The sequence below is a fragment of the Nocardioides dokdonensis FR1436 genome, from assembly GCF_001653335.1.
GTDB classification, from domain to species: Bacteria; Actinomycetota; Actinomycetes; order Propionibacteriales; family Nocardioidaceae; genus Nocardioides; species Nocardioides dokdonensis.
In genome coordinates this window covers 960,151-985,782 of sequence record NZ_CP015079.1, presented here as the reverse complement: position 1 = coordinate 985,782, position 25,632 = coordinate 960,151, and the positions used below count along the sequence as shown (strand labels likewise).

26 protein-coding genes are annotated in these 25,632 nt (G+C 72.1%); 16 read left to right on the top strand and 10 right to left on the bottom strand.

Going from position 1 to position 25,632, the window contains the following annotated elements:
* Positions 1 to 14 precede the first annotated feature (14 nt).
* The 3 genes from I601_RS04750 to I601_RS21525 all read left to right on the top strand — a co-directional run bounded on the left by I601_RS04750 (position 15) and on the right by I601_RS21525 (position 3,051).
* Complete coding sequence (locus I601_RS04750) at positions 15 to 1,442, top strand: cytochrome P450 (protein ID WP_157519882.1); 1,428 nt, start codon at positions 15 to 17, stop codon at positions 1,440 to 1,442.
* Positions 1,443 to 1,610: 168 nt separating this feature from the next.
* Positions 1,611 to 2,909: an MFS transporter gene (locus I601_RS04745; RefSeq protein WP_068106967.1), complete on the top strand. Its 1,299-nt coding sequence runs from the start codon at positions 1,611 to 1,613 to the stop codon at positions 2,907 to 2,909.
* A gap of 22 nt (positions 2,910 to 2,931) precedes the next feature.
* Positions 2,932 to 3,051: a hydrogenase maturation nickel metallochaperone HypA gene (locus tag I601_RS21525; RefSeq protein WP_218917749.1), complete on the top strand. Its 120-nt coding sequence runs from the start codon at positions 2,932 to 2,934 to the stop codon at positions 3,049 to 3,051.
* Positions 3,052 to 3,113: 62 nt separating this feature from the next.
* Here the strand turns inward: I601_RS21525 and I601_RS04740 are convergent, their stop codons facing one another.
* Genes I601_RS04740 through I601_RS04725 form a run of 4 tightly spaced genes read right to left on the bottom strand, consistent with a single transcriptional unit; the run spans position 3,114 to position 7,199 of the window.
* Positions 3,114 to 4,283, bottom strand: coding sequence for a sulfotransferase family protein (locus tag I601_RS04740; protein WP_237089552.1), 1,170 nt, complete (start codon positions 4,281 to 4,283; stop codon positions 3,114 to 3,116).
* Positions 4,280 to 5,134, bottom strand: coding sequence for an SDR family oxidoreductase (locus I601_RS04735; RefSeq protein ID WP_237089551.1), 855 nt, complete (start codon positions 5,132 to 5,134; stop codon positions 4,280 to 4,282). Before I601_RS04735 ends, I601_RS04740 begins: the two co-directional genes overlap by 4 nt.
* Positions 5,131 to 6,324 (bottom strand): hypothetical protein, encoded by a 1,194-nt coding sequence (locus I601_RS04730; RefSeq protein WP_068106965.1) that lies wholly within the window; start codon positions 6,322 to 6,324, stop codon positions 5,131 to 5,133. The genes I601_RS04735 and I601_RS04730 overlap by 4 nt, the downstream gene beginning before the upstream one ends.
* Complete coding sequence (locus tag I601_RS04725) at positions 6,321 to 7,199, bottom strand: TIGR03619 family F420-dependent LLM class oxidoreductase (protein WP_068114375.1); 879 nt, start codon at positions 7,197 to 7,199, stop codon at positions 6,321 to 6,323. The genes I601_RS04730 and I601_RS04725 overlap by 4 nt, the downstream gene beginning before the upstream one ends.
* A 47-nt stretch (positions 7,200 to 7,246) precedes the next feature.
* Here I601_RS04725 and I601_RS04720 point away from each other — a divergent pair, with 47 nt between their 5' ends.
* The 3 genes from I601_RS04720 to I601_RS04710 all read left to right on the top strand — a co-directional run bounded on the left by I601_RS04720 (position 7,247) and on the right by I601_RS04710 (position 8,961).
* Entirely contained in the window at positions 7,247 to 7,672 is a 426-nt protein-coding gene (locus I601_RS04720) for a nuclear transport factor 2 family protein (protein WP_068106963.1), read from the top strand.
* A 93-nt stretch (positions 7,673 to 7,765) separates the two neighbouring features.
* Positions 7,766 to 8,302: a hypothetical protein gene (locus I601_RS04715; RefSeq protein ID WP_068106961.1), complete on the top strand. Its 537-nt coding sequence runs from the start codon at positions 7,766 to 7,768 to the stop codon at positions 8,300 to 8,302.
* 47 nt (positions 8,303 to 8,349) lie between these two features.
* On the top strand, positions 8,350 to 8,961 hold the full coding sequence (locus I601_RS04710) for a SecDF P1 head subdomain-containing protein (RefSeq protein ID WP_068106959.1): 612 nt from the start codon (positions 8,350 to 8,352) through the stop codon (positions 8,959 to 8,961).
* Between the two features lie 114 nt (positions 8,962 to 9,075).
* Here the strand turns inward: I601_RS04710 and I601_RS04705 are convergent, their stop codons facing one another.
* The gene (locus tag I601_RS04705) at positions 9,076 to 9,921 is read right to left on the bottom strand and encodes an aldo/keto reductase (RefSeq protein ID WP_068106956.1); all 846 of its coding nucleotides are present in this window, start codon (positions 9,919 to 9,921) and stop codon (positions 9,076 to 9,078) included.
* A 70-nt stretch (positions 9,922 to 9,991) separates the two neighbouring features.
* On the opposite strand from I601_RS04705, the gene I601_RS04700 reads away from it, so the two are divergent.
* Entirely contained in the window at positions 9,992 to 10,429 is a 438-nt protein-coding gene (locus I601_RS04700; protein ID WP_068106954.1) for an NUDIX hydrolase, read from the top strand.
* Positions 10,430 to 10,444: 15 nt separating this feature from the next.
* Entirely contained in the window at positions 10,445 to 10,990 is a 546-nt protein-coding gene (locus I601_RS04695) for a hypothetical protein (protein ID WP_068106952.1), read from the top strand.
* A 22-nt stretch (positions 10,991 to 11,012) separates the two neighbouring features.
* Here the strand turns inward: I601_RS04695 and I601_RS04690 are convergent, their stop codons facing one another.
* On the bottom strand, positions 11,013 to 11,531 hold the full coding sequence (locus I601_RS04690; protein WP_068106950.1) for a GNAT family N-acetyltransferase: 519 nt from the start codon (positions 11,529 to 11,531) through the stop codon (positions 11,013 to 11,015).
* A gap of 161 nt (positions 11,532 to 11,692) precedes the next feature.
* On the opposite strand from I601_RS04690, the gene dnaK reads away from it, so the two are divergent.
* The 4 genes from dnaK (at position 11,693) to I601_RS21930 (ending at position 15,985) form a co-directional block, all read left to right on the top strand.
* Positions 11,693 to 13,558 (top strand): molecular chaperone DnaK, encoded by a 1,866-nt coding sequence (gene dnaK, locus I601_RS04685; protein WP_068106948.1) that lies wholly within the window; start codon positions 11,693 to 11,695, stop codon positions 13,556 to 13,558.
* On the top strand, positions 13,555 to 14,232 hold the full coding sequence (grpE, locus tag I601_RS04680; protein ID WP_068106946.1) for a nucleotide exchange factor GrpE: 678 nt from the start codon (positions 13,555 to 13,557) through the stop codon (positions 14,230 to 14,232). Before dnaK ends, grpE begins: the two co-directional genes overlap by 4 nt.
* A gap of 110 nt (positions 14,233 to 14,342) precedes the next feature.
* A complete protein-coding gene (locus I601_RS04675) occupies positions 14,343 to 15,545 on the top strand; it encodes a DnaJ C-terminal domain-containing protein (RefSeq protein ID WP_068106944.1) in 1,203 nt (400 codons plus the stop codon).
* The gene (locus I601_RS21930) at positions 15,545 to 15,985 is read left to right on the top strand and encodes a heat shock protein transcriptional repressor HspR (RefSeq protein WP_068106942.1); all 441 of its coding nucleotides are present in this window, start codon (positions 15,545 to 15,547) and stop codon (positions 15,983 to 15,985) included. The genes I601_RS04675 and I601_RS21930 overlap by 1 nt, the downstream gene beginning before the upstream one ends.
* 44 nt (positions 15,986 to 16,029) lie before the next feature.
* Here I601_RS21930 and I601_RS04665 read toward each other — a convergent pair whose 3' ends face one another.
* The gene (locus I601_RS04665; protein WP_068106940.1) at positions 16,030 to 17,544 is read right to left on the bottom strand and encodes an ATP-binding response regulator; all 1,515 of its coding nucleotides are present in this window, start codon (positions 17,542 to 17,544) and stop codon (positions 16,030 to 16,032) included.
* 231 nt (positions 17,545 to 17,775) lie between these two features.
* Between I601_RS04665 and clpB the strand changes: the two genes are divergently transcribed.
* Positions 17,776 to 20,367, top strand: a complete 2,592-nt coding sequence (gene clpB / locus I601_RS04660) for an ATP-dependent chaperone ClpB (protein WP_068106938.1) — start codon at positions 17,776 to 17,778, stop codon at positions 20,365 to 20,367.
* Between the two features lie 15 nt (positions 20,368 to 20,382).
* Here the strand turns inward: clpB and I601_RS04655 are convergent, their stop codons facing one another.
* Positions 20,383 to 20,790 carry a DoxX family protein gene (locus I601_RS04655; RefSeq protein ID WP_068106936.1) on the bottom strand — a complete coding sequence of 136 codons (408 nt, stop codon included), beginning with the start codon at positions 20,788 to 20,790 and terminating at the stop codon, positions 20,383 to 20,385.
* A 90-nt stretch (positions 20,791 to 20,880) separates the two neighbouring features.
* Here I601_RS04655 and I601_RS04650 point away from each other — a divergent pair, with 90 nt between their 5' ends.
* Positions 20,881 to 22,032 (top strand): hypothetical protein, encoded by a 1,152-nt coding sequence (locus tag I601_RS04650; RefSeq protein ID WP_068106935.1) that lies wholly within the window; start codon positions 20,881 to 20,883, stop codon positions 22,030 to 22,032.
* Between the two features lie 113 nt (positions 22,033 to 22,145).
* Here I601_RS04650 and I601_RS04645 read toward each other — a convergent pair whose 3' ends face one another.
* Entirely contained in the window at positions 22,146 to 23,348 is a 1,203-nt protein-coding gene (locus tag I601_RS04645; RefSeq protein WP_084527147.1) for a pyridoxal phosphate-dependent aminotransferase, read from the bottom strand.
* A gap of 44 nt (positions 23,349 to 23,392) precedes the next feature.
* Between I601_RS04645 and pyrE the strand changes: the two genes are divergently transcribed.
* The gene (gene pyrE / locus I601_RS04640) at positions 23,393 to 23,956 is read left to right on the top strand and encodes an orotate phosphoribosyltransferase (RefSeq protein WP_237089550.1); all 564 of its coding nucleotides are present in this window, start codon (positions 23,393 to 23,395) and stop codon (positions 23,954 to 23,956) included.
* A complete protein-coding gene (locus I601_RS04635) occupies positions 23,949 to 24,938 on the top strand; it encodes a DUF368 domain-containing protein (RefSeq protein WP_084527145.1) in 990 nt (329 codons plus the stop codon). The genes pyrE and I601_RS04635 overlap by 8 nt, the downstream gene beginning before the upstream one ends.
* Here the strand turns inward: I601_RS04635 and I601_RS04630 are convergent.
* Positions 24,895 to 25,554: a DedA family protein gene (locus tag I601_RS04630; RefSeq protein ID WP_084527143.1), complete on the bottom strand. Its 660-nt coding sequence runs from the start codon at positions 25,552 to 25,554 to the stop codon at positions 24,895 to 24,897. The two genes, I601_RS04635 and I601_RS04630, sit on opposite strands and share 44 nt — an antisense overlap.
* Positions 25,555 to 25,632: the final 78 nt, after the last annotated feature.

The window sequence follows — 25,632 nt, the reverse complement described above, 5'->3', positions numbered from 1 at the left end:
TCCTAGTATGTGACATGGCCACTTCTCAGATCGCCGAGCTCGACGCACTGCCCGAGACAGGTGACCTGACCCAGGAGCGGTTCCGCCGGATGAGCGGGGCCTCGGTGGGCAGCGCGGACCTGCCGCCGGTCGACCTCGACGGGCTGCCGCCGGGGCCGCGGTGGCCGGTGCTGGTGCAGAGCGCGGCGCTGATGCGGTTCCGGCACTGGTTCCACCCCTACCTGCACCGCACCTACGGCGACGTCTTCACCGTGCGGCTGGTCCCGGGGGGCCGACCGCTGGTGTTCTTCACGCGTCCCGAGCACACCAAGGAGATCTTCGCCGCCGACCCGGCGGTGTTCCACGCCGGCAAGGGCAACGCGATCCTGGGGCCGGTGATGGGGGAGCACTCGCTGCTGCTCCAGGACGGCGCCGAGCACCAGCGGGCCCGCAAGCTGCTGATGCCGGCCTTCAACGGGGCCGCGCTGCGCGAGTACCGCTCGCTGGTCACCGACCTCGCCGCCGACGAGGCGGCGCACTGGCCGGACGGGGTCACCCTGCGGGCCCTGGACCGGATGAACGTGCTGACCCTCGAGGTCATCCTGCGCGTGGTCTTCGGGGTCACCGACGAGCGGCGCCTGGCCGCGATGCGACCGCGGGTCAACGCGACGGTCGACATCAGTCCCGCGGTGCTGCTCGGCTGGGGCTACCCGGCGCTGCAGCGCTTCGGGCCGTGGCGCCGCACCGTGCAGAACCAGGCCGAGCTCGACCGGCTGATCTACGCCGAGATCCGCGAGCGGCGTGCGGCGCCGGACCTCGCGGAGCGCAGCGACGTGCTCTCCCGGCTGATCCGCCACGGTGCCGGCAGCACCGACGAGTCCGACCGGCTCACCGACACCGAGCTGCGCGACCAGCTCGTCACCCTGCTGCTGGCCGGGCACGAGACGACCGCGACCTCGCTCTCCTGGGCGCTCTACGAGCTGGGCCGCGACCCGGCGCTGCTGCGCCGAAGCCAGGAGGCCGCCGACGGCACCACCCCCGAGGACGACGCGTGGCTCGAGGCGGTGATGAAGGAGTCGATGCGGCTGCACCCGGTCATCCCGATGGTGGTGCGCACGCTGGTGCGCCCCGCCACCATCGGCGGGCTCGACCTGCCCCGCGGCACGACCGTGGGCCCCTCGATCATCGTGGCCCACCAGCGCTCCGAGCACCACCCGGACCCCGACGCCTTCCGTCCCGAGCGGTTCCTGGGCCAGCACCCGCCGACCAACACCTGGATCCCGTTCGGCGGCGGCGTACGCCGCTGCATCGGCGCCGGCTTCGCCCAGATGGAGGGGGTCGCGGTGCTGCGCGAGGTGCTGCGCGTCCACGACGTCACCACCCCGGTCGCCGATGGGCCGAAGGTCCGCAACATCACCTCGGTGCCCCGCGACGGCGCCCGCATCCACGTCGCCCGCCGCTGACCCGGCCCAGATGTCGCGCCGACCCGGCGCAGATGTCGCGCTGACCCGGCGCAGATGTCGCGCCGACCCGGCCCAGATGTCGCGCCGACCCGGCGCAGATGTCGCGCCCACCCGGCAAATAGGTCGCGTGCGGGTCGGGCGGCTGGAAACCTGGATCGGTGATCGACCATGACTTGGGCTGAGCGGCTGCGGGGGCTGCGCATCGACCTGGCCCCGCTGCAGACCTCGCGCGACTTCCGGCTGCTGTTCGTGGCCGGGACGGTCTTCTACTTCGGCGCGATGGTCACCTACGTCGCCATCCCGTTCCAGGTCTACCGGGTCACCGGGTCCAACTTCGCGGTCGGCGCGGTCGGCCTCGTCGAGCTGGTGCCGCTGGTCGTCTTCGCGCTGTACGGCGGCGCCCTGGCCGACCACGTCGACCGCAAGAGGCTGCTGGTCGGCACGGGCGTGGCCCAGGCGGTCGCGACCGCGGTGCTCGCTGCCAACGCCTTCGGTGCCTTCGGCCCGGACCCGCACCTGTGGCTGGTCTTCGTCCTCGCCGCGGTGCTGGCCTCCTCCTCGTCGATGCAGCGCCCCTCCCGCGAGGCGCTGATGCCGCGCACGGTGCGCCACGACGAGATCCCCGCCGCGCAGGCGCTGACCAGCCTGGGCATGGAGATCGGGGTGCTGGTCGGGCCCGCGCTCGGTGGCCTGCTGATCGCCTTCGTGGGACTGGGCTGGTGCTTCGTGGTCGACGTCGTCGGACTGGCGGTGGCCACGCTGATGTACCTCGCGATGACCTCCTACCCGCACCGCGAGGAGACCACCGCGCCCAGCCTCGCCGGCATCGCCCAGGGGATGCGCTACGCGATGGGTCGCCGCGACCTGCTCGGCACCTACCTCGTCGACATCGCCGCGATGCTGCTGGCGATGCCGGTGGTGCTCTTCCCCGCGCTGGCCGAGACGGTCTTCGAGGCCCCCGAGCTGCTCGGGCTGCTCTACTCGGCCGAGACGGTCGGGGCGCTGGTGGCGACCGCGCTGTCGGGGTGGACCGGGCGGGTGCACCACCACGGCCGGGCGATCGTGCTCGCGGCGGCGGCGTACGGCGTGTGCATCGCGCTGGCCGGGCTGATGCCGTCGTTCTGGCTGGTCGCGGCCTTCTTCGCGCTCTCCGGCGCCGCCGACATGGTCTCGGGGGTCTTCCGCGGGATCGTGTGGAGCCAGACCATCCCCGAGGGGATGCGGGGGCGCCTGGCCGGCATCGAGATGCTGTCCTACTCGCTGGGCCCGCTCGGTGGCCAGGTCCGGGCCGGGATCACCGCCGACCTGTGGTCGGTGCGGGGCTCGATCACCAGCGGCGGGGTCGCCTGCGTGGTCGGGGTCGGCGCGACCGCGCTGTGGCTGCGCGACTTCTGGTCCTACGACGCGCGCACCGACGAGCACGCCGTTGCCGAGCGTGCGGTGCGCGCCGCCCGCGGCGAGGGGTGATCGCGTGGCAGGCTGGTCCACCATGAGCGGCTACTACTCCTGCATGGCCTGCGGCCACGAGTTCGACCCGATCGCCACCCGCTGGTTCTGCCCGCACTGCAAGTTTAAGGCGAACTGCTGCGAGGGCGAGCCGCTGGGCTGAGGACCGAGGACGTCATACGGGCGGGACGTCCGTCGGCGCCAGACGTATGACGTCCCGCGCGGTCAGCGGGCGAAGGCGTCACGCACCTGGGTCTCGGAGAGTCCGTAGTCCTTGAGCGAGTACTGGTGCGAGGGTCGGGCGTGGCCCGAGCGGGCCTCGGCGTCGATCTCGCGCACCACCGCCTCCGCCTCGGCCGACAGGCTGAGCCCGAACGCGTCGTACACGCCCCGGACGGTGCCGATCGGGTCGCCCTGGAGGTCGGCGAAGTCGACGTCGACGAACTGCGCCTGGTCGTAGCGCGGCCGGGCGTCGTGGAAGGAGTGGTAGGCCCGCGACCACAGGTCGAGCTGGGTGTGGCCGATGACGCCGCCGACGTAGGTGTCGGAGTGGCCCGCGGTGGTGGCCGCCGACAGCGAGCACGACGAGGCGATGCACGACACCGGGTCGCGGTGCGTGTAGACGACCAGGGCGTCGGGATAGACACGCATCAGGGCGTCGAGCGCGGTCATGTGCGAGGGGTTCTTCAGCACCCAGCGCTTCTCGGGGTCGTTCATCCCGATCAGCTGCAGGTTCTGCCGGTGCCGGGCGTAGGCGTCGGTCCAGTCCTGGCCGCGCAGCCAGTCGGTGTAGCGCGGCAGGTTGGCCAGCGACTCGTAGGAGTTCGACTTCCCGGTCTGGCGCAGCAGCCGCCAGCACTCCTCGACCGAGGTGGCGTCCATGTAGTGGATCCCCATGTACTCCGGGTCCTCGACGTGGTGGGCGCTGAACGCCTCCTGCATCGCGGCGAAGATCGGGTCGGCCTCCCACGTCCCGCGCGGCGGGCGCGGCTGGGGGAACTGGGTCAGCCACATCTCCAGCCCCTGGTGCCCCGGGTCGGAGACCAGCAGCCGGTGCAGCGCGGTGGTGCCGGTGCGCGGCAGGCCCATCACGAAGATCGGCCGCTCGACGGGTACGTCGGCGTGCTGGGGCTGGGCGTTGAACTGCGCCTGGGTGAGCAGCCGGCCGACGAGCGCGCTCTTGACCTCGGAGCGCTGGAAGTAGTTCCCGCGACCGGTCAGGCCCGCCTCGGGGCTGTTGAGGTCCTCGACCAGGACCCGCAGGCCCTCCTCGTGGGCGTCGCCACCGAAGTCGCTCATCCCCGTGGTGCGCTCCGCGGCCGCCACGATGTCCTCGTAGGACCCGACGTCGGCGCGCTCGCGGGTCATCACGTTCGCCCCGCCGGCCTCGCTCACGAGTGGAACTCCCCGCAGTCGACGTTCAGGGTCTGCCCGCTGACCGCGGAGGCGAGGTCGGTGGCCAGGAACAGGGTGGCCCGGGCGATCTCGACCGGGGAGGCCAGCCGCTGCAGGTCGGTGGGGGCCGCCTTCTCGGCGTACACCTCGCCGTGGGTGCGTCCGGACTCCGAGGCGATCCAGTCGAAGTAGGCCTTGTTGACGTCCTCGTAGATGTAGGACGGCGCGACGCTGTTGACGCGGATGCCGCGCGGGCCGAGCTCGGTGGCCAGCGACGAGGCGAGGTGGGCCAGCGCGCCCTTGGAGAGCTTGTAGCCGGCGAACTCCGGCTGCGAGGAGTACTGCACGCACGAGTTGAGCATGATGATCGAGCCGCCGGGCCTGCCCGGGGCCGCGGCCAGCGCATCCGCGAAGGCCGCCGAGAGCCGCAGCGGCGCGAAGACGTTGGTCTCGTTGGCCGCGCGCAGGGCCTCGAGGCCGATGGTGCTGATCGGGTCCATCGGCGGGATCGCGAAGGCGTTGTTGATCAGGCAGTCGACGCGGCCGAACTCCTCGAGCGCCCGCTCGACGAGCCGCTGCTGGGCAGCTTCGTCGGTGACGTCGGTGGGCACGACGAGGGCGCGACGACCGTGCGAGCGCACCACCTCCGCCATCTTCTCCAGACGCTTCTCGGTGCGCGAGACGAGCACCAGGTCGGCACCCATCCGGGCGGCCTCCTCGCCGAGCGCCCGGCCCAGGCCGGGACCGACCCCGGAGAGCACGACGACCTTGCCGGCCAGCAGCGGTGCGGGCGTGTACGCCGCGTCGATCGCGGCGTGGTCGGGCACGGTGGAGGTGGCGGTGGGGCTCAACTGATCATCCTTCGGGCGACGGAGCGCTGCCGGGCGGTGATCCGCTCGGCGTACTGCTCCTGGGTGAGCGGGGCGAGGTGCGGCAGCAGGCCGGGCACGTCCTCGAGCTTCACGACCTGCACGGTCGGGCCGTCCTCGGGGCCGAGGTCGCGCTCGAGGCGCTGCCAGCGCAGCATCACCGAGCCGGTGCGGTGACCGGTGGTCTCCAGCCAGTTGGCGAGGTACGGCGCGTCGTCGCGGCCGCTGGGCGGGTGCTCGGAGACCACGAAGCGCATCAGCCCGTCGGGGTCGGTCACCGCCTGGGCCTTGGTGAGCGAGGTCTGGTGGGTCTCGTAGTCGGTCGAGGCGTACCAGTCGGAGCCGATCTGCACCGCCTGGTAGGAGCAGTCGTCGCAGCGCGGGACGGTGATGAGCATCGCCTCGCCCTCGGCGAGCTCGTAGTGGCCGATGGAGGAGCGCTGCGAGGCCAGCCCGCCGGGGGTCTGCTGCGGGGCGGTGAGGGTGTTGACGGGCTCGGCGTACTGGAAGAAGTGGGGGAAGGCGAACCAGGTCTGGATGGACCCGGTGAGGGTGCGGGCCGCGATGTCGTACTTTCGGGCCAGCAGCTCCCGGGTCAGCTCGCGCGCCGGCTTCCCGAGGGTGTCGGTGCGCTCGATGGTGATCGTGCCGCGCTCCTCGGTGTCCCAGTCGTTGAAGACCTCGCGCACGATGAACGTCTTGGCGCCGGGCTCGGCGGTGTAGTGGAGCTCGAAGGAGCCGTCCTCGGCGATGTCGAGCTCGCGGTCGTCGAAGGCCAGCAGCGACGTGGCGGTCGAGTCGGCGGTGTAGGCGCCGCCCATCACCTGGAACGACAGGTCGGCCGAGGTGCCGCGGCGCCCGCGCACGACGTACTCGACCCCCTCTCGCAGGTAGGCGCTGAAGTAGACCGCGTCGGGGTTGTCCAGGCCCTGACGGGAGAACTGGTGGGTGGCGTTGATGAACAGCGGCCGGTCGAGGTCGTGGTCGAAGGCCATCTGCATCGCCATCCGGATGCGCCCCGCGAGGTAGTCGTAGCCCTCGAGGCGGTCCTGCTCGGTGCGGATGAACGGCGCGGTCGCGACCAGGCGCTCCGCCTCGGCGATCGCCTCGCGCAGCGGGGCGGTGAGGTCCCAGCCGGGGTCCTCGGTGGGCTCCTGCGCGGGGGCGTTCATGCGCCCACCTTGCTGATGATCTTCTCGGCGTAGGACTCCAGGTGGGCGACCTTGGTCTCCAGCGTCTCGGTGTCCGGGCCCTCGATGTAGGGCACCCGGAAGCCGACGATGCAGTCGGTGACGCCCTTGTCCTCGAGGCGCTTGATGCCGTCGAGGTCGTAGGCGTCGTAGGAGATCACGTGCACCTCGAAGTCGTCGCGGGTGTCGCCCTCCTCCGTGCGGATCTCGGCGAGGCGGGTCAGCAGCCGGTCGAGCTCCTCGCCGTCGCCGCCCGCGTGCATCCACCCGTTGCCCTTGCGCACGGCGCGGCGCAGGGCGGCGTCGGCGTGGCCGCCGACCAGCAGCGGGATCGGCCGCCCGGGCGCGGGACGCTGCTGCATCGACTCGATGGTGAAGAACTCGCCCTCGTAGGAGAAGAACTCGCCCGAGGTCAGCCCGCGCACGATGTCGAGGCACTCGTCCATCCGCTTGCCGCGTCGAGCCCACGGCACGCCCATCGCGGTGAAGTCCTCGGGCCACGGGGAGAGGCCCACACCCAGGCTCAGCCGGTCACCCGACAGGGCGGCCAGGCTGGAGGCCTGCTTGGCCACCAGCACCGGGGGACGCACCGGCAGCTTGAGGACGAACGGCGTGAGGCGCAGCGTCGTGGTGTGCGCGAAGAGGTGCGCACACATCACCATCGTCTCGACGAAGTCCTTGCCGAGCAGGAACTCGCGGCCCCCGGTGTCGGTGTAGGGGTAGGTCGAGTCCGACACCTCGGGGTAGATGAGGCTGTCGGCGACCGTCATCGACGTGTAGCCGGCGGCCTCGGCCGCCTGGGCGAGCGGCGCGTAGAGCTCGGTGCGGGTCATGGCCTCGGCATAGGTGAAACGCATGGCCACACACTAGAACGTGTTTCAGTTCTGTGCCAGAGTTCACCTCCATGGACCTGCAGCAGATAAGTGACCGGCTCGAGATCGCCGACGTCCTGGTGCGCTACACCCGCGCAATCGACACCGATGACTGGGACCGGCTCGACACGGTCTTCACCCCGGACGCGGTCATCGACTACACCGAGTCCGGCGGGATCTCCGGCGACGTCGCGACCGTGAAGCCGTGGCTGGCCGAGGTGCTGCCCGCCTTCTTCCCGAAGCGCATGCACACCCTGGGCCAGCTCGAGACCGTCGTCGACGGCGACACCGCCACCTGCTCGGCGTACTTCCACAACCCGATGCCGATGGACGACGGGGCCGGCGGGGAGAAGATCGTCGAGTTCGGCGGGATCTACCACCACGAGCTCGTCCGGACCGCGCAGGGCTGGCGCAGCCGCCGCCTGCACGAGCAGATCGTGTGGAAGCGCGGGGTCTAGCTTGGTTCGCGGTCACCTCTCCGCGACAATGCTGGTGACATCCGCCGCGCCGACCGACCGGAGACCCAGGTGCCCCCTCACGACGATCGCCCCGTGCTGACGGGGCTGCTCGCGCTGGTCGGGGTCGGTCTCGCGGTGGGCCTGGTGCTCGGCGGCGGTGCGCTGGCCGTGACCCGGGTCCTGGGCGTCGACGGCGGGTCGGCGACCACCGCGACCACCGACGTAGCCTCGCTGTACCTGCCGAAGCCGCAGAAGACCGACGCCCCGTCCGGCCCGCTCCTCACGCTGTCGGCGGACCCCAAGAAGGGGTCCGCGCCCAGCGAGAAGCCCAAGAAGCCCAAGAAGACGAAGAAGGCCGAGGGTGAGATCTCCCTGTCGGCCGGCCAGACCCAGGTCGCCCCGATGGGCCAGATCGACCTGACCGGCGTCTACCCCGGGGGCGAGGGACGCGTGCTGCAGGTCGAGAAGTTCGTCGGCGGCAACTGGCAGGACTTCCCCGTCACGGCCGTGGTCAGCAACGAGACGTTCACGACCTTCGTGCAGACCAGCAGCCAGGGCGTCAACCGGTTCCGCGTGGTCGACAACGACTCCGGCACCTCCTCGAACGACGTCCGCGTCACCGTCGGCTGACCCGCTTCCCGCCGACACACCCTCGCGCGGGTCCGTAGGATCCAGGCATGCGCCCGACCCTGCTGGTGATCCCGCTGCTGCTCGCGGCCGTCTCGGGGTGCGGTGGCACGAACGGCGGTGCGGGCGGTGACGCGGGCGGTGACGCCGGCGCCGGCGAGACGCCGACGGCCCAGGGCGCCACGCCCACCGGGGCTCCGGCGCCGGGGGCGGCCTTCCAGGCCCGCCCGGTCCTGGCGGTGCAGGGCGAACGGCCCGACGGTGTGGAGGCCGCGCTCGTGCGCCGGCTCGAGCGGCTCGACTGCCTGCGCCGCGCGCCCACGACCAACGGGCCCGCCGCCGAACCGATGCTGGCCTGCGACCTGCTCGGCGCCGGCTTCCTGCTCGGCCCGACCGAGGTCGACGGCGGTGTCGCCGGCGTCGAGGTCGTCGAGCTGCAGCGGGGGTACGCCGTCCAGGTCGGCCTCGACCCCGCCGCCACCGACGCCATGGCCGGGCTGACCTCGGGCCTGGTCGGCTCCGAGGGCCGCTTCGCGGTGGTCGTCGACGGGGCGCTGGTGGCGCTGCCGCGTGTGGCCGACGGGATCGGGTCGACCCTGCAGATCGGTGAGGCCTGGACCCGCGCCGAGGCCGAGGACGTCGCCGCCCGGCTCACCTCGTAGGCGGCCGGGCGTCAACGGTTTCCCCGGGTACCCGGGGAATCTGTACGCGTTGGGGTGTTGCAACACCCCAACGCCTTCGGTTTCCCCGGGTACCCGGGGAAACCGCGAAGCGACTCAGCCAGGCACGTAGTCGAACGTGTCCGGGTCGGGGCCGCGGCGGCCCTCGGCGCCACGGTCGAGGCCGGCGATCGTGGCGACCTCGTCGACGGACAGGGAGAAGTCGAAGATGTCGAAGTTCTCGCGCATCCGCTCCTCGTGCATCGACTTGGGGAAGACGATGTCGCCGCGCTCGATGTGCCAGCGCAGCGTCACCTGGGAGACCGACTTGCCGTGCGCGGTGGCGATCTCGCCGATCGTCGGGTCGGAGAGCACCGCGCCCTGCGCGATCGGGGACCACGCCTCGACCTCGATCCCGTGCCGGATGGAGGCGGCGCGGGCGTCCTCGTTGGTGAAGTAGGGGTGCACCTCGATCTGGTTGACCGCGGGCACGATCCCGGTCTCCTGCACGAGCCGCTCCAGGTGGGCGGGCTGGAAGTTCGAGACGCCGATCGAGCGGGCGCGGCCGTCGGCCACGAACTCGGCCAGGGTCTGCCAGGTCGACACGAAGTCGCCGTCGTACAGCGTCGGCAGCGGCCAGTGGATGAGGAACAGGTCGATCTGGTCGAGGCCGAGCTTGGCCATCGTGTCGTCGAAGGCGCGGCGCGCGTCGTCGGGACGGTGGAAGCCGTTGTTGAGCTTGCTGGTCACGTACAGGTCGTCGCGCGCGATGTCGGCGTTCGCGAGCGCGACGCCGACCTCCTGCTCGTTGCCGTACATCTGCGCGGTGTCGATGTGCCGGTAGCCCACCTCGAGGGCCTTGGTCACGGTGTCCGCCGTCTGCTCGGGCGGCACCTGGAACACGCCGAAGCCGAGCTGGGGGATCTGCGTCTGGTTGTTCAGGGTGATGGTGGGAACGCTCATAGGATCCACAATGCCCATCACCACCCAGGTCATTCCTCGATCACGACCACGGTGGGGAGAGGATGCTCACGTGCACTACACCGAGTACGACACCAGGCTCGCGGCGTACGCCGTCATCACCGACGCCCAGGGGCGCGTCCTGCTCGCCCTGTGGAACGAGGGTTCGCGCCGGCAGTGGACGATGCCCGGCGGGGGAGTGGAGATCGAGGAGAGCGTCGAGCAGGCCGTGGTGCGCGAGGTGCGCGAGGAGACCGGCTACGACGTCCGCCTCGGGGCGCTGCTCGGCGTCGACACCTACGTGCTGCCCCCGCACCGCCGCCTCAACGACAGCGGGCGCTCGCTCAAGGCGGTGCGCACGATCTTCCGGGCCGAGGTGACCGGCGGGGAGCTGACCGCCGAGCAGGACGGCAGCACCGACGAGGCCCGCTGGTTCACCCTCGACGAGGTGCGCGCGCTCGAGCGGGTCTCCGTCGTCGACATCTCGCTGCGCCTCGCCGGGCTGCTCTGAGCCAGGAGGCGCGACGTGGCTGAGGGCGAGCAGGTCGGGATCCCGCGGCTGGTGTCGCAGCGACCCACGGTGTGGCTGTCGATGGCGGTCACGGTCCTCGGAGTCATCGCGGTCGTCGGCTGGGGGGTGGCCACCCAGACGGGCACCAACCGGGTCATGGCGGTGCTCCTCGCAGTGGTGCTGCCCCTCGCCGTGACCGCGGTCGTGTGGCGTCGCACGTGGGTGGACACGGGCGACGGGACGCTGCACCACCGCATCGCGCTGCTGCCGACCCGCAGCGTCTCCTGGGCGCGAGCCGCCGCACTGGACCTCGAGCGCAACCGGGCCGGCCAGCTGGCCCTGCGCGCGAGCGGCGAGGGCGGGACGGTGCGCGTCACGGTGCTCGCCATCGACATGGGGGGCGATCGCAGCGCCGACGCCGACCTGCTCAGGTTCCTCGCCGGGGAGATCGACCGCTGGGCCCCCGAGCGGGAGCGGCTCACCGCCCGGCTGCGGGCTCAGGCGGCGTACGTCGAGACCGGCGCCGACCTCCGCAGGTCACCGCTCGCGGCGCACGTCTAGCCACAGCGGGCGACGGGTGCACTCAGAGCCCGGTCGGCACCCAGTAGCGCTTCTTCGCCGCGACCGACTCCCCGGCGGGGGCGACGTCCTCGAAGACCCCGCCGCAGGCCTCGATGACCCCCGCGGAGGCGACGTTGTCGACGTCGCAGGTCACCAGCGCCTGCTCGATGCCCAGGTCGCGGCACACCTCCAGGCAGCCGCGCAGCATCGCGGTGGCGTGGCCCCGGCGCCGGTACGCCGGCCGCACGCCGTACCCGATGTGACCGCCCCAGGTGGCCAGGAAGGCGTTGAGCTCGTGGCGCACCGAGGCGCGCCCGACGACCTCGCCGTCGACCTCGGCGACCAGGAAGGTGCTGGCGACCATCCCCTCATCGAGCCCGACGCCGCGCCGGTGCCCCTCGATCCGGTCGAGGTAGGCGGCCCAGGGCTCGCCCTCGCGGGCGAAGATCAGGAAGCCGAAGACACCGGCCAGCTCCTCGTGGGCGAGACGGGCGACGGCCTCGTCGTCGAGGCGGAGGGGACGCAGGACCAGTCTGCTCATGGTCGCACCCAAGCACGGGAATGAACCGACCCGCTATTGCATTGAGCCTAGTGAGCAAAGTTGAGTTGAACCCGCTCAAGAAATTTGTCAGACTGCGGGCAGCGACGCACGATGGTCGCTCACCTACTTTCCCTGATCCGTCCTAGTTGGAGGTAACAACCATGGCCCGAGCGGTCGGAATCGACCTCGGCACGACCAACAGCGTCGTGTCGGTCCTCGAGGGTGGCGAGCCCACCGTCATCGCCAACGCCGAAGGTGCGCGCACGACCCCCTCGGTCGTCGCGTTCGCCAAGAACGGCGAGGTCCTCGTCGGCGAGGTCGCGAAGCGTCAGGCGGTCACCAACATCGACCGCACCATCCGTTCGGTCAAGCGCCACATGGGCACCGACTGGAAGCAGAAGATCGACGACAAGGACTTCACGCCGCAGCAGATCAGCGCGTTCGTCCTGCAGAAGCTCAAGCGCGACGCCGAGGCCTACCTCGGTGAGCCCGTCACCGACGCGGTCATCACCGTGCCGGCGTACTTCTCCGACGCCCAGCGCCAGGCGACCAAGGAGGCCGGCGAGATCGCGGGCCTCAACGTCAGCCGCATCGTCAACGAGCCGACCGCGGCCGCGCTGGCCTACGGCCTCGACAAGGGCGACGACCAGACGATCCTCGTCTTCGACCTCGGTGGCGGCACGTTCGACGTGTCCCTGCTCGAGATCGGCGAGGGCGTCGTCGAGGTCAAGGCGACCTCGGGCGACAACCACCTCGGTGGTGACGACTGGGACGCCCGCGTCGTGGAGTGGATGGTCAAGAAGTTCAAGGACAACAACGGCGTCGACCTGGCCGCCGACAAGATCGCCAAGCAGCGCCTCCAGGAGGCCGCCGAGAAGGCGAAGATCGAGCTGTCCTCGAGCTCCGAGACCACGGTCCACCTGCCCTACATCACCCACGGCGAGTCCGGTCCCCTGCACTTCGAGGAGCGCCTGACGCGCTCGGAGTTCCAGAAGATGACCGCGGACCTGCTCGACCGGACCAAGACCCCGTTCAAGGCCGTGCTCAAGGACGGCGGCGTCGCGATCGACAAGATCGACCACGTCGTGCTCGTCGGCGGCTCGACCCGGATGCCCGCGGTCACCGAGGTCGTCAAGGACCTGCTCGGCGGCAAGGAGCCCAACAAGGGCGTCAACCCCGACGAGGTCGTCGCCGTCGGCGCCGCGCTCCAGGCCGGTGTCCTCAAGGGCGAGGTCAAGGACGTGCTGCTCCTCGACGTCACCCCGCTCTCCCTGGGCATCGAGACCAAGGGCGGCGTGATGACCAACCTCATCGAGCGCAACACCACGATCCCGACCAAGCGCTCGGAGATCTTCACCACCGCCGACGACAACCAGCCGTCGGTCGAGATCAAGGTCGCGCAGGGCGAGCGCCAGATGTGGGCGCAGAACCAGCCGCTCGGCAACTTCGAGCTGACCGGTCTGCCCCCGGCCCCGCGTGGCGTGCCCAAGATCGAGGTCACCTTCGACATCGACGCCAACGGCATCGTGCACGTCTCGGCCAAGGACCAGGGCTCCGGCAAGGAGCAGTCGATGACCATCTCCGGTGGCTCGGCGCTGGGCAAGGACGAGATCGACCGCATGGTCCGCGAGGCCGAGGAGTACGCCGAGGAGGACGCCAAGCGTCGCGAGGCGATCGAGACCCGCAACCAGGCCGACCAGCTCGTCTACACGACCGAGAAGTTCCTCGCCGACAACGACGAGAAGCTGCCCGAGGACGTGAAGACCGAGGTGCAGGCCGACCTCGACGCCCTCAAGGCGACCCTCGAGAAGGACGACGCCGACGCGGACGAGATCAACGCCGGCGTCACCAAGCTCAACGAGTCGAGCCAGAAGATGGGTGCGGCGATGTACGCCGCCGCGGAGGCCGAGCAGGCCGCTGCGGGGGGCACCACCGGCGCCACCGGTGAGGGCGACGACGACATCGTCGACGCCGAGGTCGTGGACGAGGACGGCACCGACGGCGCCGCCGAGGGCGAGGCGAAGTGACCGAGCCCCGCGACGACCAGAACATCCCGCCGCCGGAGGGGTCCTTCCCCGCGGAGGCCGCCGAGATGACCGAGGACACCGAGGTCGAGGAGGGTGCGTCGGGCGGGGAGCCGTCCGTCGGCACCGACCCCGAGGCCCCGCGGTCGGAGGTCGACGCGGCGGACGACGAGCTCACGCTGGCCCGCATCGCCCTGGAGGAGCGCACCCTGGACCTCCAGCGCCTGCAGGCCGAGTTCGTCAACTACAAGCGCCGCGTCGAGCGGGACCGCGAGCTGATCAAGGAGAACGCGACGTACGCCGCGCTCGCCCCGATCACCGAGGTCCTCGACACCATCGACCGGGCGCGGGACTCCGCCGACAAGACGGGGGCGGCGCTCGACGGCGGGTTCAAGGCCGTCGCCGAGCAGCTCGAGCACACCGTGGGCAAGGCCGGGCTGATCCGCTACGGCGCGCCCGGCGACGCCTTCGACCCCCGCTTCCACGAGGCGCTCTCCCACATCGGGGAGGATCCCGAGGTGAGCGTCACGACCTGCAAGGTGATCGCCAAGGCCGGCTACCGCATCGGTGACCGGGTGGTGCGCGCCGCGCAGGTCCTGGTGGTCGACCCCGCCGACGGCCCCGCGAGTGCCGACGGCGGCGAGCCCACCGGCGACGCCGACGAGGACGTCTCCTAGCAGCACCCGTCGCGGGCCGGCTCCGGCCGGCCCGCGACGCCCCGGCTCCACCCAGCCCCACCCACACGACCCGTCCCGGCCACGAGCCACACGAGCGAGGAGGTCCCCGCGTGAGCGACAACGACGGCTTTCGAGCCGACTGGGCGCAGAAGGACTTCTACGCCGTGCTCGGCGTCAAGAAGGACGCCTCGGCCGAGGAGATCAAGAAGGCCTACCGCCGCCTCGCCCGGGCCAACCACCCCGACTCCAACCCCGGCGACACCGCCAAGCACGACACCTTCAAGAAGGTCGCCGAGGCCTACGACGTCATCGGCGACAAGCCCAAGCGCGCCAAGTACGACGAGATGCGCCGCCTCTACGCCTCCGGCGGCGCGGGCGGCGGCTTCGGTGGCGGGTTCGGCGGCGGCCAGCACGGCGGCCAGCAGGGCATCAACCTGGAGGACCTGCTGCGGGACAGCGGCGGGGCCGGTGGCGGCGTCGGCGACATGTTCGGCGACCTCTTCGGGGGCGGCGCCGGCGGCGGACGGCGGCGTACGACGCGGCCGCGGCCCACCCAGGGCAACGACGTCGAGACCTCGGCGACCATCAGCTTCACCGACGCCATGGACGGCGTCACCATCTCGCTGCGCCTCTCCTCGGAGTCGGCCTGCGAGACCTGCGCGGGCTCGGGCGGCAAGCCCGGCACCAAGCCGCACATCTGCACCACCTGCGAGGGCGCCGGCTTCGTCGTCGCGTCGATGGGCGGCTCGTTCTCCGTCAACGAGACGTGCCCGGCCTGTGGTGGACGCCAGCTCGTCTACGACGAGCCGTGCCCCACCTGCCGTGGCACCGGTCGCGGCAGCTCGGCGCGCACCATCCAGGCCCGCATCCCCGCCGGGGTCAAGGACGGCCAACGGATCCGGGTGCGCGGCAAGGGCGCCCCGGGCGAGAACGGCGGCCCGGCCGGCGACCTGTTCGTCAGCGTGAGGGTCTCGCCGCACCGTGTCTTCGGGCGCAAGGACGACAACCTGACCATCGACGTGCCCGTCTCCTTCGACGAGCTGGCCCTCGGTGCCGAGGTGCGGATCCCGACCCTGGGCGGGTCGCCGGTGACGCTGCGGCTGCCGGCGGGCACCCCGAACGGTCGCACCTTCCGGGTGCGCGGGAAGGGTGCCAGGAAGGCCGACGGCTCGCACGGTGACCTGCTGGCCACCGTCGAGGTCCAGGTGCCGGCCGTCCTCGATGCCGAGACCCGGGCCGCGGTCGAGGCCTACCGCGCCGCGACGGCCGCCAAGCCGCTGCGTGCGAACCTCTTCGAGCAGGCCGGTGCCTGATGGTCGGGCGGTCGGGCAACCCCTTCGGTGACGCCCACCCCGACGCCGCCGTCTTCGTCATCTCGGTGGCCGCCGAGCTCACCGGGCTGCACCCGCAGACGCTGCGCACCTGGGAGCGCCTGGGCCTGATCACGCCCGGGCGCACCGGGGGCGGCGGGCGCCGCTACTCCACGCGCGACATCGAGAAGCTGCGCGAGATCGCCGCGCTCTCCGGCGCCGGGATCGGGATCGAGGGCGTGCGCCGCATCCTCGACCTCGAGAACCAGGTGCTGGCGCTGTCGGTGCGCAACGAGGAGCTGGTGGCCGAGCTCGAGGCGACCCGGGCCGCGCTGCGCCAGGCCGTCGCCGTACGCCGCGGCGAGCTGGCGCCCAACAAGCTCCCGGTGCTGCGCGCCCCCGATGCCTCCGGCTCCCTGGTCGTGTGGCGCCGCGGGCGCTGACCCGGCCCGAACATCCATCCGACCCGGCGTACCTGTGCGCCGGGTCAGTGCGACATCTGCGCCGGGTCGCGGGGTGGTGGCGCCGGGACCGCTGCCAGGGAGATCGTGAACACCGAGCCGCCGTAGCGGCCCGGCTCGTAGGAGACCGAGCCGTCCTGCGCCTCGGCGAGGGCGCGGACGACGTACAGCCCCAGCCCGGTGCCGGTGGTGACCGCCCCCGCGGCGCGGGTGAACTCGCCGAAGAGGTGTGACCGGACCGCCTCGTCCACCCCCGGCCCGTGGTCGACCACGTCGATGCAGACCCGGTCGCCGTCGCCGCGCACGTGCACCAGGAAGGGTGCGCGGCCGTACCTCAGCGCGTTGGTCAGCAGGTTGCCGACCATCTGCCGCAGCCTGGACGGGTCGGCTCGCACCGCTCGCCCGTCGTCGACGCGCACCTCCACGGGCGGGTCGGCGTCGCCCCGGTGCCGGTCGTCGACCACGGAGGCGACCAGCGCATCCACCCGGACCGGGCGCAGCTCCGCACGCAGCGTGCCGGCCTGGACCTGGGCGGCGGTGACCAGGTCGGCGGTCATCGTGTCGAGGACCCGGGCCTGTCGGGCCACGGAGGTCATCAGCCGGGAGCGGGCCTCCGGCCCCAGGTCGTCGTCGTCCCACTCGTGGGCCTCGGCGATCCCGCAGATCACCGCGACCGGTCCGCGGACCTCCTGGGCCGTCGTCGCGATCGCGCGGCGCAGCATCCCCACGTCGTCGCGGGCGGAGTCGAGGAACACCAGCAGCGACGACCCCGTACGCCGCATCGTCGCCCGCACCGAGGCGCCGTCGAGCTCGACCTCGAACGTCGCATCGTCATCGAGGCGGTGGTAGGCCACCAGGCTCGCCAGCGGGGCGGACGCGAAGCCCAGCGGCGTGCCGGTCCTGGAGGTGCCGCCCAGCAGCCGCTGCGCGGCGGGGTTGGCGAAGACGATGCGGAACAGCGGCTCGTCCGCCAGCTCGACGATGCCCATCGGTGCGGCACTGAGCGCCTGCCACCACGAGATCGTCGTGGCCGCTCCCGGTGACGGCGGTGCGGGAGGCGCAGTGCGCGCGCGGGGGCCGGGACCGCGGGAGGTCAGGGTGTCGACGTAGGTGAGGATCGACTCGAGCGAGGCGCCCTTCTGCACGTAGCCGTGGGCGCCGATCGCCAGCGCCCGCTCGGACATCTGCGGGGCGCCGAAGCTGGAGAGCACCACGACCGTGGCGTCCGGCACGCTGCGCCGGATCGAGGGCAGCGCCTCGAGGCCGTCCATCCCGGGCATCGACAGGTCCAGCAGCACCAGGTCGGGCCGCGTCTCCCGCACCACCTCGATGCCCTGCCGCCCGTGGCCGGCCTCGCCGACGACGTCGTACCCGCCCCGGGTGAGGACCATCCGCAGCAGCTCGCGCAGGTCGTCGGTGTCGTCGACGATCACGACGCGCGGCGCCGCGCGGGCGCCTGTGCGTGTGGTGGTGCTGGCGGTCGTGCTGGCAGTCGTGCTGGCGGTCGTGCTGGCGCCAGGCGCGCCGGCCCAGGTTGTCACCGGATCCCCTCCCGGACCCCTCCTCCCCAGGTGGGTCCTGCTCCGCCGTCCACCGTAGGGCGGAGCGGCGTGGCCGGGGACGGTTTTCGTTAAAGAACCATCTCATCAGAGTTGAGCGGAACAGACTCAACTTCTGGCGCGTTGTCACCCATGAGAGCGACAATCAGCGGGTCCGTGCCCGTGCCGTCGCACTTCTTCCCCAGTTCCACCGCTGCCCAGAGGAGACCCATCGTGAGCCAGTTCGGGGCCGAGAAGTTCACCACCCGCAGCCGTGAGGCCATCGAGACCGCCCAGCGCCTCGCCACCACCTCCGGCCACAGCCACACCGAGCCCGTCCACCTGCTCGTCGCCCTGCTCGGCCAGGAGGACGGGATCGCCCGCAGCCTGGTCACCAAGGCCGGCATCGACGTCCAGCAGCTCGTCGCGGGCGCCGGCGCGGCGCTCGAGGCGCTGCCCCGCGCCAGCGGTGCGACCGTCCAGCAGCCCGCCGCCTCATCCGCGTTGACCCGCTTGCTCGCGGCCGCGCTCGACCTCGCCACGTCGATGAAGGACGAGTACGTCGCCACCGAGCACCTGCTGATCGCGATGGCAGGCACCGCGTCCAGCGCCCAGAACGTGCTCGCCGACGCCGGGCTGACCGAGGCCGGTCTGCGCGAGGGGCTGACCGCCGTGCGCGGCAACCGGCGCGTCACCAGCCAGGACGCGGAGTCGACGTACGAGTCGCTCGAGAAGTACTCCCTCGACCTGACCGCCGCCGCCGAGGAGGGCCGCCTCGACCCGGTCATCGGCCGCGACGCCGAGATCCGCCGGGTCGTGCAGGTGCTGAGCCGGCGCACGAAGAACAACCCGGTCCTGATCGGTGAGCCCGGCGTCGGCAAGACCGCCGTCGTCGAGGGGTTGGCCCAGCGGGTCGTGGCCGGCGACGTGCCGGACTCGCTCAAGGGCCGCCGGGTGCTCTCGCTCGACCTGGCCGCGATGGTGGCCGGCGCGAAGTACCGCGGCGAGTTCGAGGAGCGCCTCAAGGCCGTGCTCGAGGAGATCAAGGACGCCGGCGGCCAGGTGATCACCTTCATCGACGAGCTGCACACCGTCGTCGGTGCGGGCGCCGGCGGCGACTCCGCGATGGATGCCGGCAACATGCTCAAGCCGATGCTGGCGCGCGGTGAGCTGCACATGATCGGCGCCACCACCCTCGACGAGTACCGCGAGCGGATCGAGAAGGACCCCGCCCTGGAGCGCCGCTTCCAGCAGGTCTTCGTCGGCGAGCCCAGCGTCGAGGACACCATCCAGATCCTGCGCGGCATCCAGGAGAAGTACGAGGCGCACCACGGGGTGCGGATCACCGACGCCGCGCTGGTGGCCGCGGCCACGCTCTCGGACCGCTACATCTCCGGGCGTCAGCTGCCCGACAAGGCGATCGACCTCATCGACGAGGCGTCCTCGCGGCTGCGGATGGAGATCGAGTCCTCACCCGAGGAGATCGACCAGCTGCGCCGCCACGTGGACCGCCTCAAGATGGAGGAGTTCGCGCTCGCCAAGGAGAGCGACGCCGCCTCGGTCGAGCGGCTGGCCGCGCTGCGCGGCGAGCTGGCCGACTCCGAGGAGGGGCTGCGCGGGCTCGAGGCCCGCTGGGAGGCCGAGAAGACCTCGCTGGAGGGCGAGGGCGAGCTGCGCCGCCAGCTCGACACGCTGCGCAGCGAGGCCGAGCGCCTCCAGCGCGACGGCGACCTGGGCCGGGCCAGCGAGATCCTGTACGGCCGGATCCCCGACCTCGAGAAGCAGATCGAGGCCGCGGCCGCTGCCGAGAGCAGCCAGGTCGGCGTCGAGCCGCTGGTCGGCGAGGAGGTCGGCCCCGAGCAGATCGCCGACGTCGTCGAGGCCTGGACCGGCATCCCCACCGGGCGGATGCTCCAGGGCGAGACCGCCAAGCTGCTGGAGATGGAGCAGGTGATCGGCCAGCGGCTGATCGGCCAGCACGAGGCGGTCGGTGCCGTCGCCGACGCCGTACGCCGCTCGCGGGCGGGCATCGCCGACCCGAACCGGCCCACCGGCTCCTTCCTGTTCCTGGGCCCCACCGGCACCGGCAAGACCGAGCTGGCGCGGTCGCTGGCCGACTTCCTCTTCGACGACGAGCGCGCGATGGTGCGCATCGACATGAGCGAGTACTCCGAGAAGCACTCGGTCTCGCGGCTGGTCGGTGCGCCTCCGGGCTACGTCGGCTACGACGAGGGCGGCCAGCTGACCGAGGCCGTGCGTCGCCGGCCCTACTCGGTGGTGCTGCTCGACGAGGTCGAGAAGGCGCACCCGGAGGTCTTCGACATCCTGCTGCAGGTCCTCGACGACGGACGCCTCACCGATGGGCAGGGCCGCACCGTCGACTTCCGCAACACGCTGCTGGTGCTGACGAGCAACCTGGGCTCGCAGTACCTCGTCGACCCCGACCTCGACGCCGAGACCAAGCGCGCCTCGGTGCTCGCGGTGGTGCGCTCGTCCTTCAAGCCCGAGTTCCTCAACCGGCTCGACGAGATCGTGCAGTTCGAGGCGCTGAGCCGCGACGCGCTCACCCACATCGTCGACCTGCAGCTCGCGCTGCTGGAGAAGCGGCTGGCGGGGCGCCGGATCACGATCGAGGTCAGCGAGGCGGCTCGCGCCTGGCTCGCCGACACCGGCTACGACCCGGCGTACGGCGCCCGGCCGCTGCGGCGCCTGATCCAGACCGCCATCGGCGACCCGCTCGCGCGGCTGCTGATCGGCGGCGAGGTCACCGACGGGGAGACCGTCCGCGTCGACCTCGGTGACGACGGCCTGGTGCTGACGGCCTGAGGTGACGGGTCGGGGTCAGACCTCGCGGTCTCGGCCCCGGCCCAGCCAGCCCCCGCCGAACAGCGCCCAGAGCACCAGCACGGGCTGGAAGAACAGCCGGACCAGCCGGGCCCGGTCGCTGGTGAGCCCGAACGCGTCCGTGCCCTCGACGTACTGCCCGACGTTGCCGGGGAAGATCGCCACGAAGAACACCGCGAGCAGCCCGCCGACGAGCCGCTTGCGCCCCGGCAGCGCCACGAAGGCTGCGCCGAGGCTGATCTCGACGACGCCGGAGCCGAGGACCGTGAGGTCGTCGTCGAGGGGGAACCAGCCGGGGACCTGCGCCTGGAACTCCGCGCGCTGGGTGGTCAGGTGCAGCACCCCGGCGCCGACCATCGCCGTGCCGAGCAGGAGGCGTGCGACGGTGCGCAGGTGGGAGGACATGACCACAGGGTAGGGCGGGCGCGAGCGGTGGCGCGTGGCCCGCGTCTGACCGCCGCCGACGGGTCACCCGGCGTCTGGTGGAATGGAGCCATGTCAGACAAGGCTCCCGCCCGCCCCCGGCAGGTGACCGTCGCGGCCTGGCTGATCATCCTCGGCTCGGTCTTCGTCGTCGTGTCCGCCTTCGACCAGGTCGCCTCGACCGGCTCGCTCGAGACCCGGGAGCGGGTCGAGTCGCTGCTCGCGGACCCCCCGGCCGACGGGCTGGGGCTCTCGGTGAACGGCGTCATCGAGATGCTGCGGGTGCTGGCGATGATCGCCGCGGCCGCCGCGACCGCCGCCGCGATCCTGGGCATCCAGGTGCTCCAGCGCTCGCGCGCCTCCCGGGTGCTGCTCTCGGTGCTCGCCGTGCCGCTCTTCGTCACCGGCGCCTTCACCGGTGGGTTCATGGGGGCGCTGGTCGCCGCCGCGATCGTGATGCTGTGGCTGCAGCCGGCCCGCGCCTGGTTCGCCGGCAAGCCGCTGCCCGAGCGCTTCAACCCCGACGGCACGCTGCGCGCGCGGGAGCCCAAGGCGTCGGCCGCTGCGACGACACCGTCCACCGACCGGGAGCACCAGCCGGTCGGGTCGTCCGCGCCGTGGGCGCCGCCGGCCCCGCAGGGCCCGCCCCCCCACGGCCAGCAGGCACCGCACGACCAGCCCGGCCCGGCGGCGTACCCCGGGTTCGGCAGTCCGGAGGCCGCGCGCCAGCAGGGCGCCCCGCCCCCCGGCACGCACGCCACCCGCCGCCAGCGCCGCCCCGCCCAGCTGGTGTGGGCCTGTGCGCTCACCTGGGCCATGAGCGCCCTGGTCTCGCTGGCGCTGCTGATGTTGACGCTCTCCCTCGCGGTGACGTCGCAGTCGGACTTCAGCGAGATGTTGGCGCAGCAGCCGGATCTGCAGGCGGATGTCGATGAGGTCGGCTGGAGTGCGCTCACCCAGGGGATCTACTTCCTGACCGCTGTGTCGGTGGTCTGGAGCCTCGTCGCGTCTGTGCTCGCCGTCCTGGCCTTCCGCGGCGTGGCGTGGGCGCGCGTGACGCTGACCGTCTCCGCCGGAGCCGCCACCGGCATCTTCTTCATGTTCGCGGTGAGCGGCTTCGCGACGGCCCCGCTTGCCGGGGTCCTCATGATGATCCCGCTCGGGGCTGTCGCGGCTGCGTTCTTCCTGCTGCTGCGACCGGCTGTCCGCACCTGGCGCCCCTGACGACCCGGCCCAGATATCGCGCCGACCCGGCCTGGATGTGCCGGGGGAACTTTGGGCCGACTGGGCGCGATATATGGGCCGGGTCAGCGGGATATGTGGGCCGGGTCGGCGGGTCAGGCGGTGAGGTCGGCGCGGACCAGGCGGGCCAGGCCGTCCTCGATGACCGGCACGGTCTTGCAGAAGGCGAAGCGCACCAGGTGCTTCCCGGCGTCGGAGTCGGGGTAGAAGCCGCGCAGCGGGATCGCGACCACCCCGGCCCGCTCGGGCAGCGCCCGGCAGAAGGCGGTGGAGTCGGCCCAGCCGAGGTGGGCGACGTCGACGCTGGTGAAGTAGGTGCCTTCGGGCACCCGGGCCGGCAGCCCGGCCGCGGCCAGCCCCTCGCAGAGCAGGTCGCGGCGCGCCTGGAGGTCGCGGGCCAGCTGGAGGGGGAAGCCGGCCTCGGCGTCGAGCGCGTGCGCGACCGCCGGCTGCAGCGGTGAGCCGGAGGTGAAGGTGAGCCACTGCTTGGCGTTCAGCACCGCCTCGACGAGGTACGCCGGCCCGGTGGCCCAGCCGACCTTCCAGCCGGTGAACGACCACGACTTGCCGACCGAGGAGAGCGACAGCGTGCGCTCGGCCATCCCCGGCAGGGTGCTGATCGGGCGGTGCACGTGGTCGTCGAAGACCAGGTGCTCGTAGACCTCGTCGGTGATCACGACCAGGTCGTGCTCGATCGCCACGTCGGCGACCGCCTGCAGCTCCGCGGCGCCCAGCACGGTGCCGGTCGGGTTGTGCGGGGAGTTCAGCAGCACGAAGCGGGTCCGCGGCGTGACCGCCGCCCGGAGCTCGGCCACGTCAAGGCGGAAGTCGGGCGCGCGCAGGGTGACCGGGCGGCGTACGCCGCCGGCCACCTGGATCATCGCGACGTAGGAGTCGTAGTACGGCTCGAGGACGACGACCTCGTCGCCGGGGTCGACCAGGCCGAGCAGGGCGGCGGCGATGCCCTCGGTGGCGCCGGTGGTGACGCAGACCTGGGTGTCGGGGTCGAGGTCGATGCCGTAGTGGCGACGCTGGTGCTCGGCGACCGCCCGCCGCAGCGCCGGTACGCCGATGCCGGGCGCGTACTGGTTCGCGCCCTCCTCGAGCGCCCGCGCCGCCCGGGCCAGCGCGCTGGCGGGCCCGTCGACGTCGGGGAAGCCCTGGCCCAGGTTCACCGCGCCGGTGCGCACGGCCAGCGCCGACATCTGCGTGAAGATCGTCGGGGGGATGCCGTCGAGGCGGTGCGCGGGCGCACCGCCCGGGGGCCGGGTCGCGGGGGAGGAGCCGGGTGCAGCCATGGCCCCACCGTAGCCACGAGGCCAGGTCGGGTTGAATGGCCCGCGTGATCGACGCGACCCACGACCCCGCACCCGCCCCCACGGCCGACCCGAGCCTGGCCGCCGACATCGACGCGCTGTGCCGCCTCACGGGCACCTTCACGCTGCGCTCGGGCCAGGTGGCCTCGGAGTACTTCGACAAGTACCTGTTCGAGTCCGACCCGGCGCTGCTGACCCGCGTGGCGCGTCGGATGCTCGACCTGCTGCCCGAGGACACCGAGCTGCTCGGCGGTCTCGAGCTCGGCGGCGTCCCGATCGCGACCATGGTCTCGAGCCTGACCGGCCGGCCGGCGCTGTTCGTGCGCAAGGCGGCCAAGGAGTACGGCACCTGCAAGCTGGCCGAGGGCCCCGACGTGGCCGGGCGCCGGGTCACCCTGATCGAGGACGTCATCACCACCGGCGGCGCGGTGCGCGACGCCACCCGGGCGCTGCGCGAGGCCGGGGCGGTCGTCGAGGTCGTCGTGTGCGCCATCGACCGCAGCCCTGCGGGCGAGAACCCGCTGGCCGACGTCGGCCTCGAGGTGCGCCCGGTCCTGACCAAGGCCGAGCTGGACGCCGTCCGTGGCTGAGACGGGCGCCGAGGCCGATCTCGGGTCGAGCGCGTTGGCCACCCGCCGCTCGCGCGGCCAGCTCCCCTTCGACCTCGCCCGCGGCTTCCTCATCGGCACCGCCGAGCTGGTGCCGGGGGTCTCCGGCGGCACCGTCGCGCTCGTCACGGGCGTCTACGACCAGCTCATCGACTCCGCCCACCACGTCGTCTCCGCCGTACGCCGCCTGGTCACCGGCCCGGACCGGCTCGCGTCCGCGCGGGCCGAGCTGCGGCGCACCGACTGGTTCCTCATCGTCCCGGTGCTGCTCGGGATGATCACCGCGGTGCTGAGCATCGCGGGCGTGATGGGCTCCTTCGTCACCGACCACCCCGAGCTGGCGCGCGGGCTGTTCTTCGGCCTGGTCGCGATCTCGATCGTGGTGCCGCTGCGGATGCTGCCGCCCGGTCACCGGCCGGTCTGGGTCGAGGCGCTGCTGGTCGCGGTCGTGGCGGCGCTGACCTTCTGGGTCGTCGGCCTGGCCGGCGGCGGCGCCGAGGCGGACCCGCCGCTGCTGCTGGTGATGGGCGCGGCCGCGGTGGCCATCTGCGCCCTCGTGGTGCCGGGAGTGTCCGGGTCGTTCTTCCTGCTCACGATCGGGCTCTACACCGTCACCCTCGACGCCATCCACGATCGTGACCTGGTCTACCTGGGCGTCTTCGCGATCGGCGCGACGCTGGGCCTGGCCTCGTTCGTGCAGCTCCTGAACTACCTGCTCGACCACCGCCGGCGCACGACCCTGCTGGTGATGGTGGCCCTGATGCTCGGCTCGCTGCGGGCGCTGTGGCCCTGGCAGTCGACGCCCGGCACGACCTCCGACGGCGAGGCCCACGGGCCGGGGGCGCTGCTGGCGCCCTACGACCCGGTGGCGGGTCCCCTGTTGCTGGCGCTGCTCGGCGCGGCGGTGGTGGTGCTGCTGATCATGGTCGAGTCGCGCGCGACTCGCGACGCCACTCGAGGATGAGCGGCACCGCGAAGACGGCGAGGATCAGCAGCAGCGCGAAGTCGAGGTTGTCGCCCAGCCAGGGGATGCCGCCGAGGAAGTAGCCCAGCAGGGTGATCGCCACGACCCACAGCACGGCGCCGATGAAGCTCCACAGCCAGAACGTCCGGCGCGGCATCCCGGTCGCGCCGGCGACGACGGTGATGAAGGTGCGCACGAAGGCCACGAACCGACCCAGCACGAGCGCGATCGAGCCGTGCCGGTCGAAGAAGTCGTGGGTCTGGTCGAAGTGCTTGCGCTTGATGAACCGGCCGTTGCGCTGGTAGAGCGGCGGGCCGATCCGCCGGCCTATCTCGTAGCCGACCACGTTGCCACCGAAGGCGGCCGCGACGAGCAGCAGCATCGAGATCACCAGCTCGGCCAGCACCCCGCCGGGGAAGAGGTCGATCTGCCCGGTGGCGATGAACAGCCCGAGGCTGAAGAGCAGCGTGTCGCCGGGCAGGAACGGGAACAGCAGCCCGCACTCGATGAAGACGACCAGCAGCCCGATCCAGAAGAGGGTCTCGCCCAGGTGGCCCAGCCACCACTCGAGGTCGAGCCACTCGATACCGAACAGCAGCAGCTCGATACCCGGCACGGTGGGAGCCTATCGGGCGCCTCCGACTACCGTGCGCCCGTGTCCACACCGCCTCCCGAGCAGCCCGACGAGCAGCCC

Bases quoted from the DNA above. Each gene is read 5' to 3' on its own strand.
- I601_RS04750 (WP_157519882.1), top strand. From the start codon at position 15: ATGGCCACTTCTCAGATCGCCGAGCTCGACGCACTGCCCGAGACAGGT.
- I601_RS04745 (WP_068106967.1), top strand. From the start codon at position 1,611: ATGACTTGGGCTGAGCGGCTGCGGGGGCTGCGCATCGACCTGGCCCCG.
- I601_RS21525 (WP_218917749.1), top strand. From the start codon at position 2,932: ATGAGCGGCTACTACTCCTGCATGGCCTGCGGCCACGAGTTCGACCCG.
- I601_RS04730 (WP_068106965.1), bottom strand. From the start codon at position 6,324: ATGAACGCCCCCGCGCAGGAGCCCACCGAGGACCCCGGCTGGGACCTC.
- I601_RS04725 (WP_068114375.1), bottom strand. From the start codon at position 7,199: ATGCGTTTCACCTATGCCGAGGCCATGACCCGCACCGAGCTCTACGCG.
- I601_RS04720 (WP_068106963.1), top strand. From the start codon at position 7,247: ATGGACCTGCAGCAGATAAGTGACCGGCTCGAGATCGCCGACGTCCTG.
- I601_RS04710 (WP_068106959.1), top strand. From the start codon at position 8,350: ATGCGCCCGACCCTGCTGGTGATCCCGCTGCTGCTCGCGGCCGTCTCG.
- I601_RS04705 (WP_068106956.1), bottom strand. From the start codon at position 9,921: ATGAGCGTTCCCACCATCACCCTGAACAACCAGACGCAGATCCCCCAG.
- I601_RS04690 (WP_068106950.1), bottom strand. From the start codon at position 11,531: ATGAGCAGACTGGTCCTGCGTCCCCTCCGCCTCGACGACGAGGCCGTC.
- dnaK (WP_068106948.1), top strand. From the start codon at position 11,693: ATGGCCCGAGCGGTCGGAATCGACCTCGGCACGACCAACAGCGTCGTG.
- I601_RS21930 (WP_068106942.1), top strand. From the start codon at position 15,545: ATGGTCGGGCGGTCGGGCAACCCCTTCGGTGACGCCCACCCCGACGCC.
- I601_RS04655 (WP_068106936.1), bottom strand. From the start codon at position 20,790: ATGTCCTCCCACCTGCGCACCGTCGCACGCCTCCTGCTCGGCACGGCG.
- I601_RS04650 (WP_068106935.1), top strand. From the start codon at position 20,881: ATGTCAGACAAGGCTCCCGCCCGCCCCCGGCAGGTGACCGTCGCGGCC.
- I601_RS04645 (WP_084527147.1), bottom strand. From the start codon at position 23,348: ATGGCTGCACCCGGCTCCTCCCCCGCGACCCGGCCCCCGGGCGGTGCG.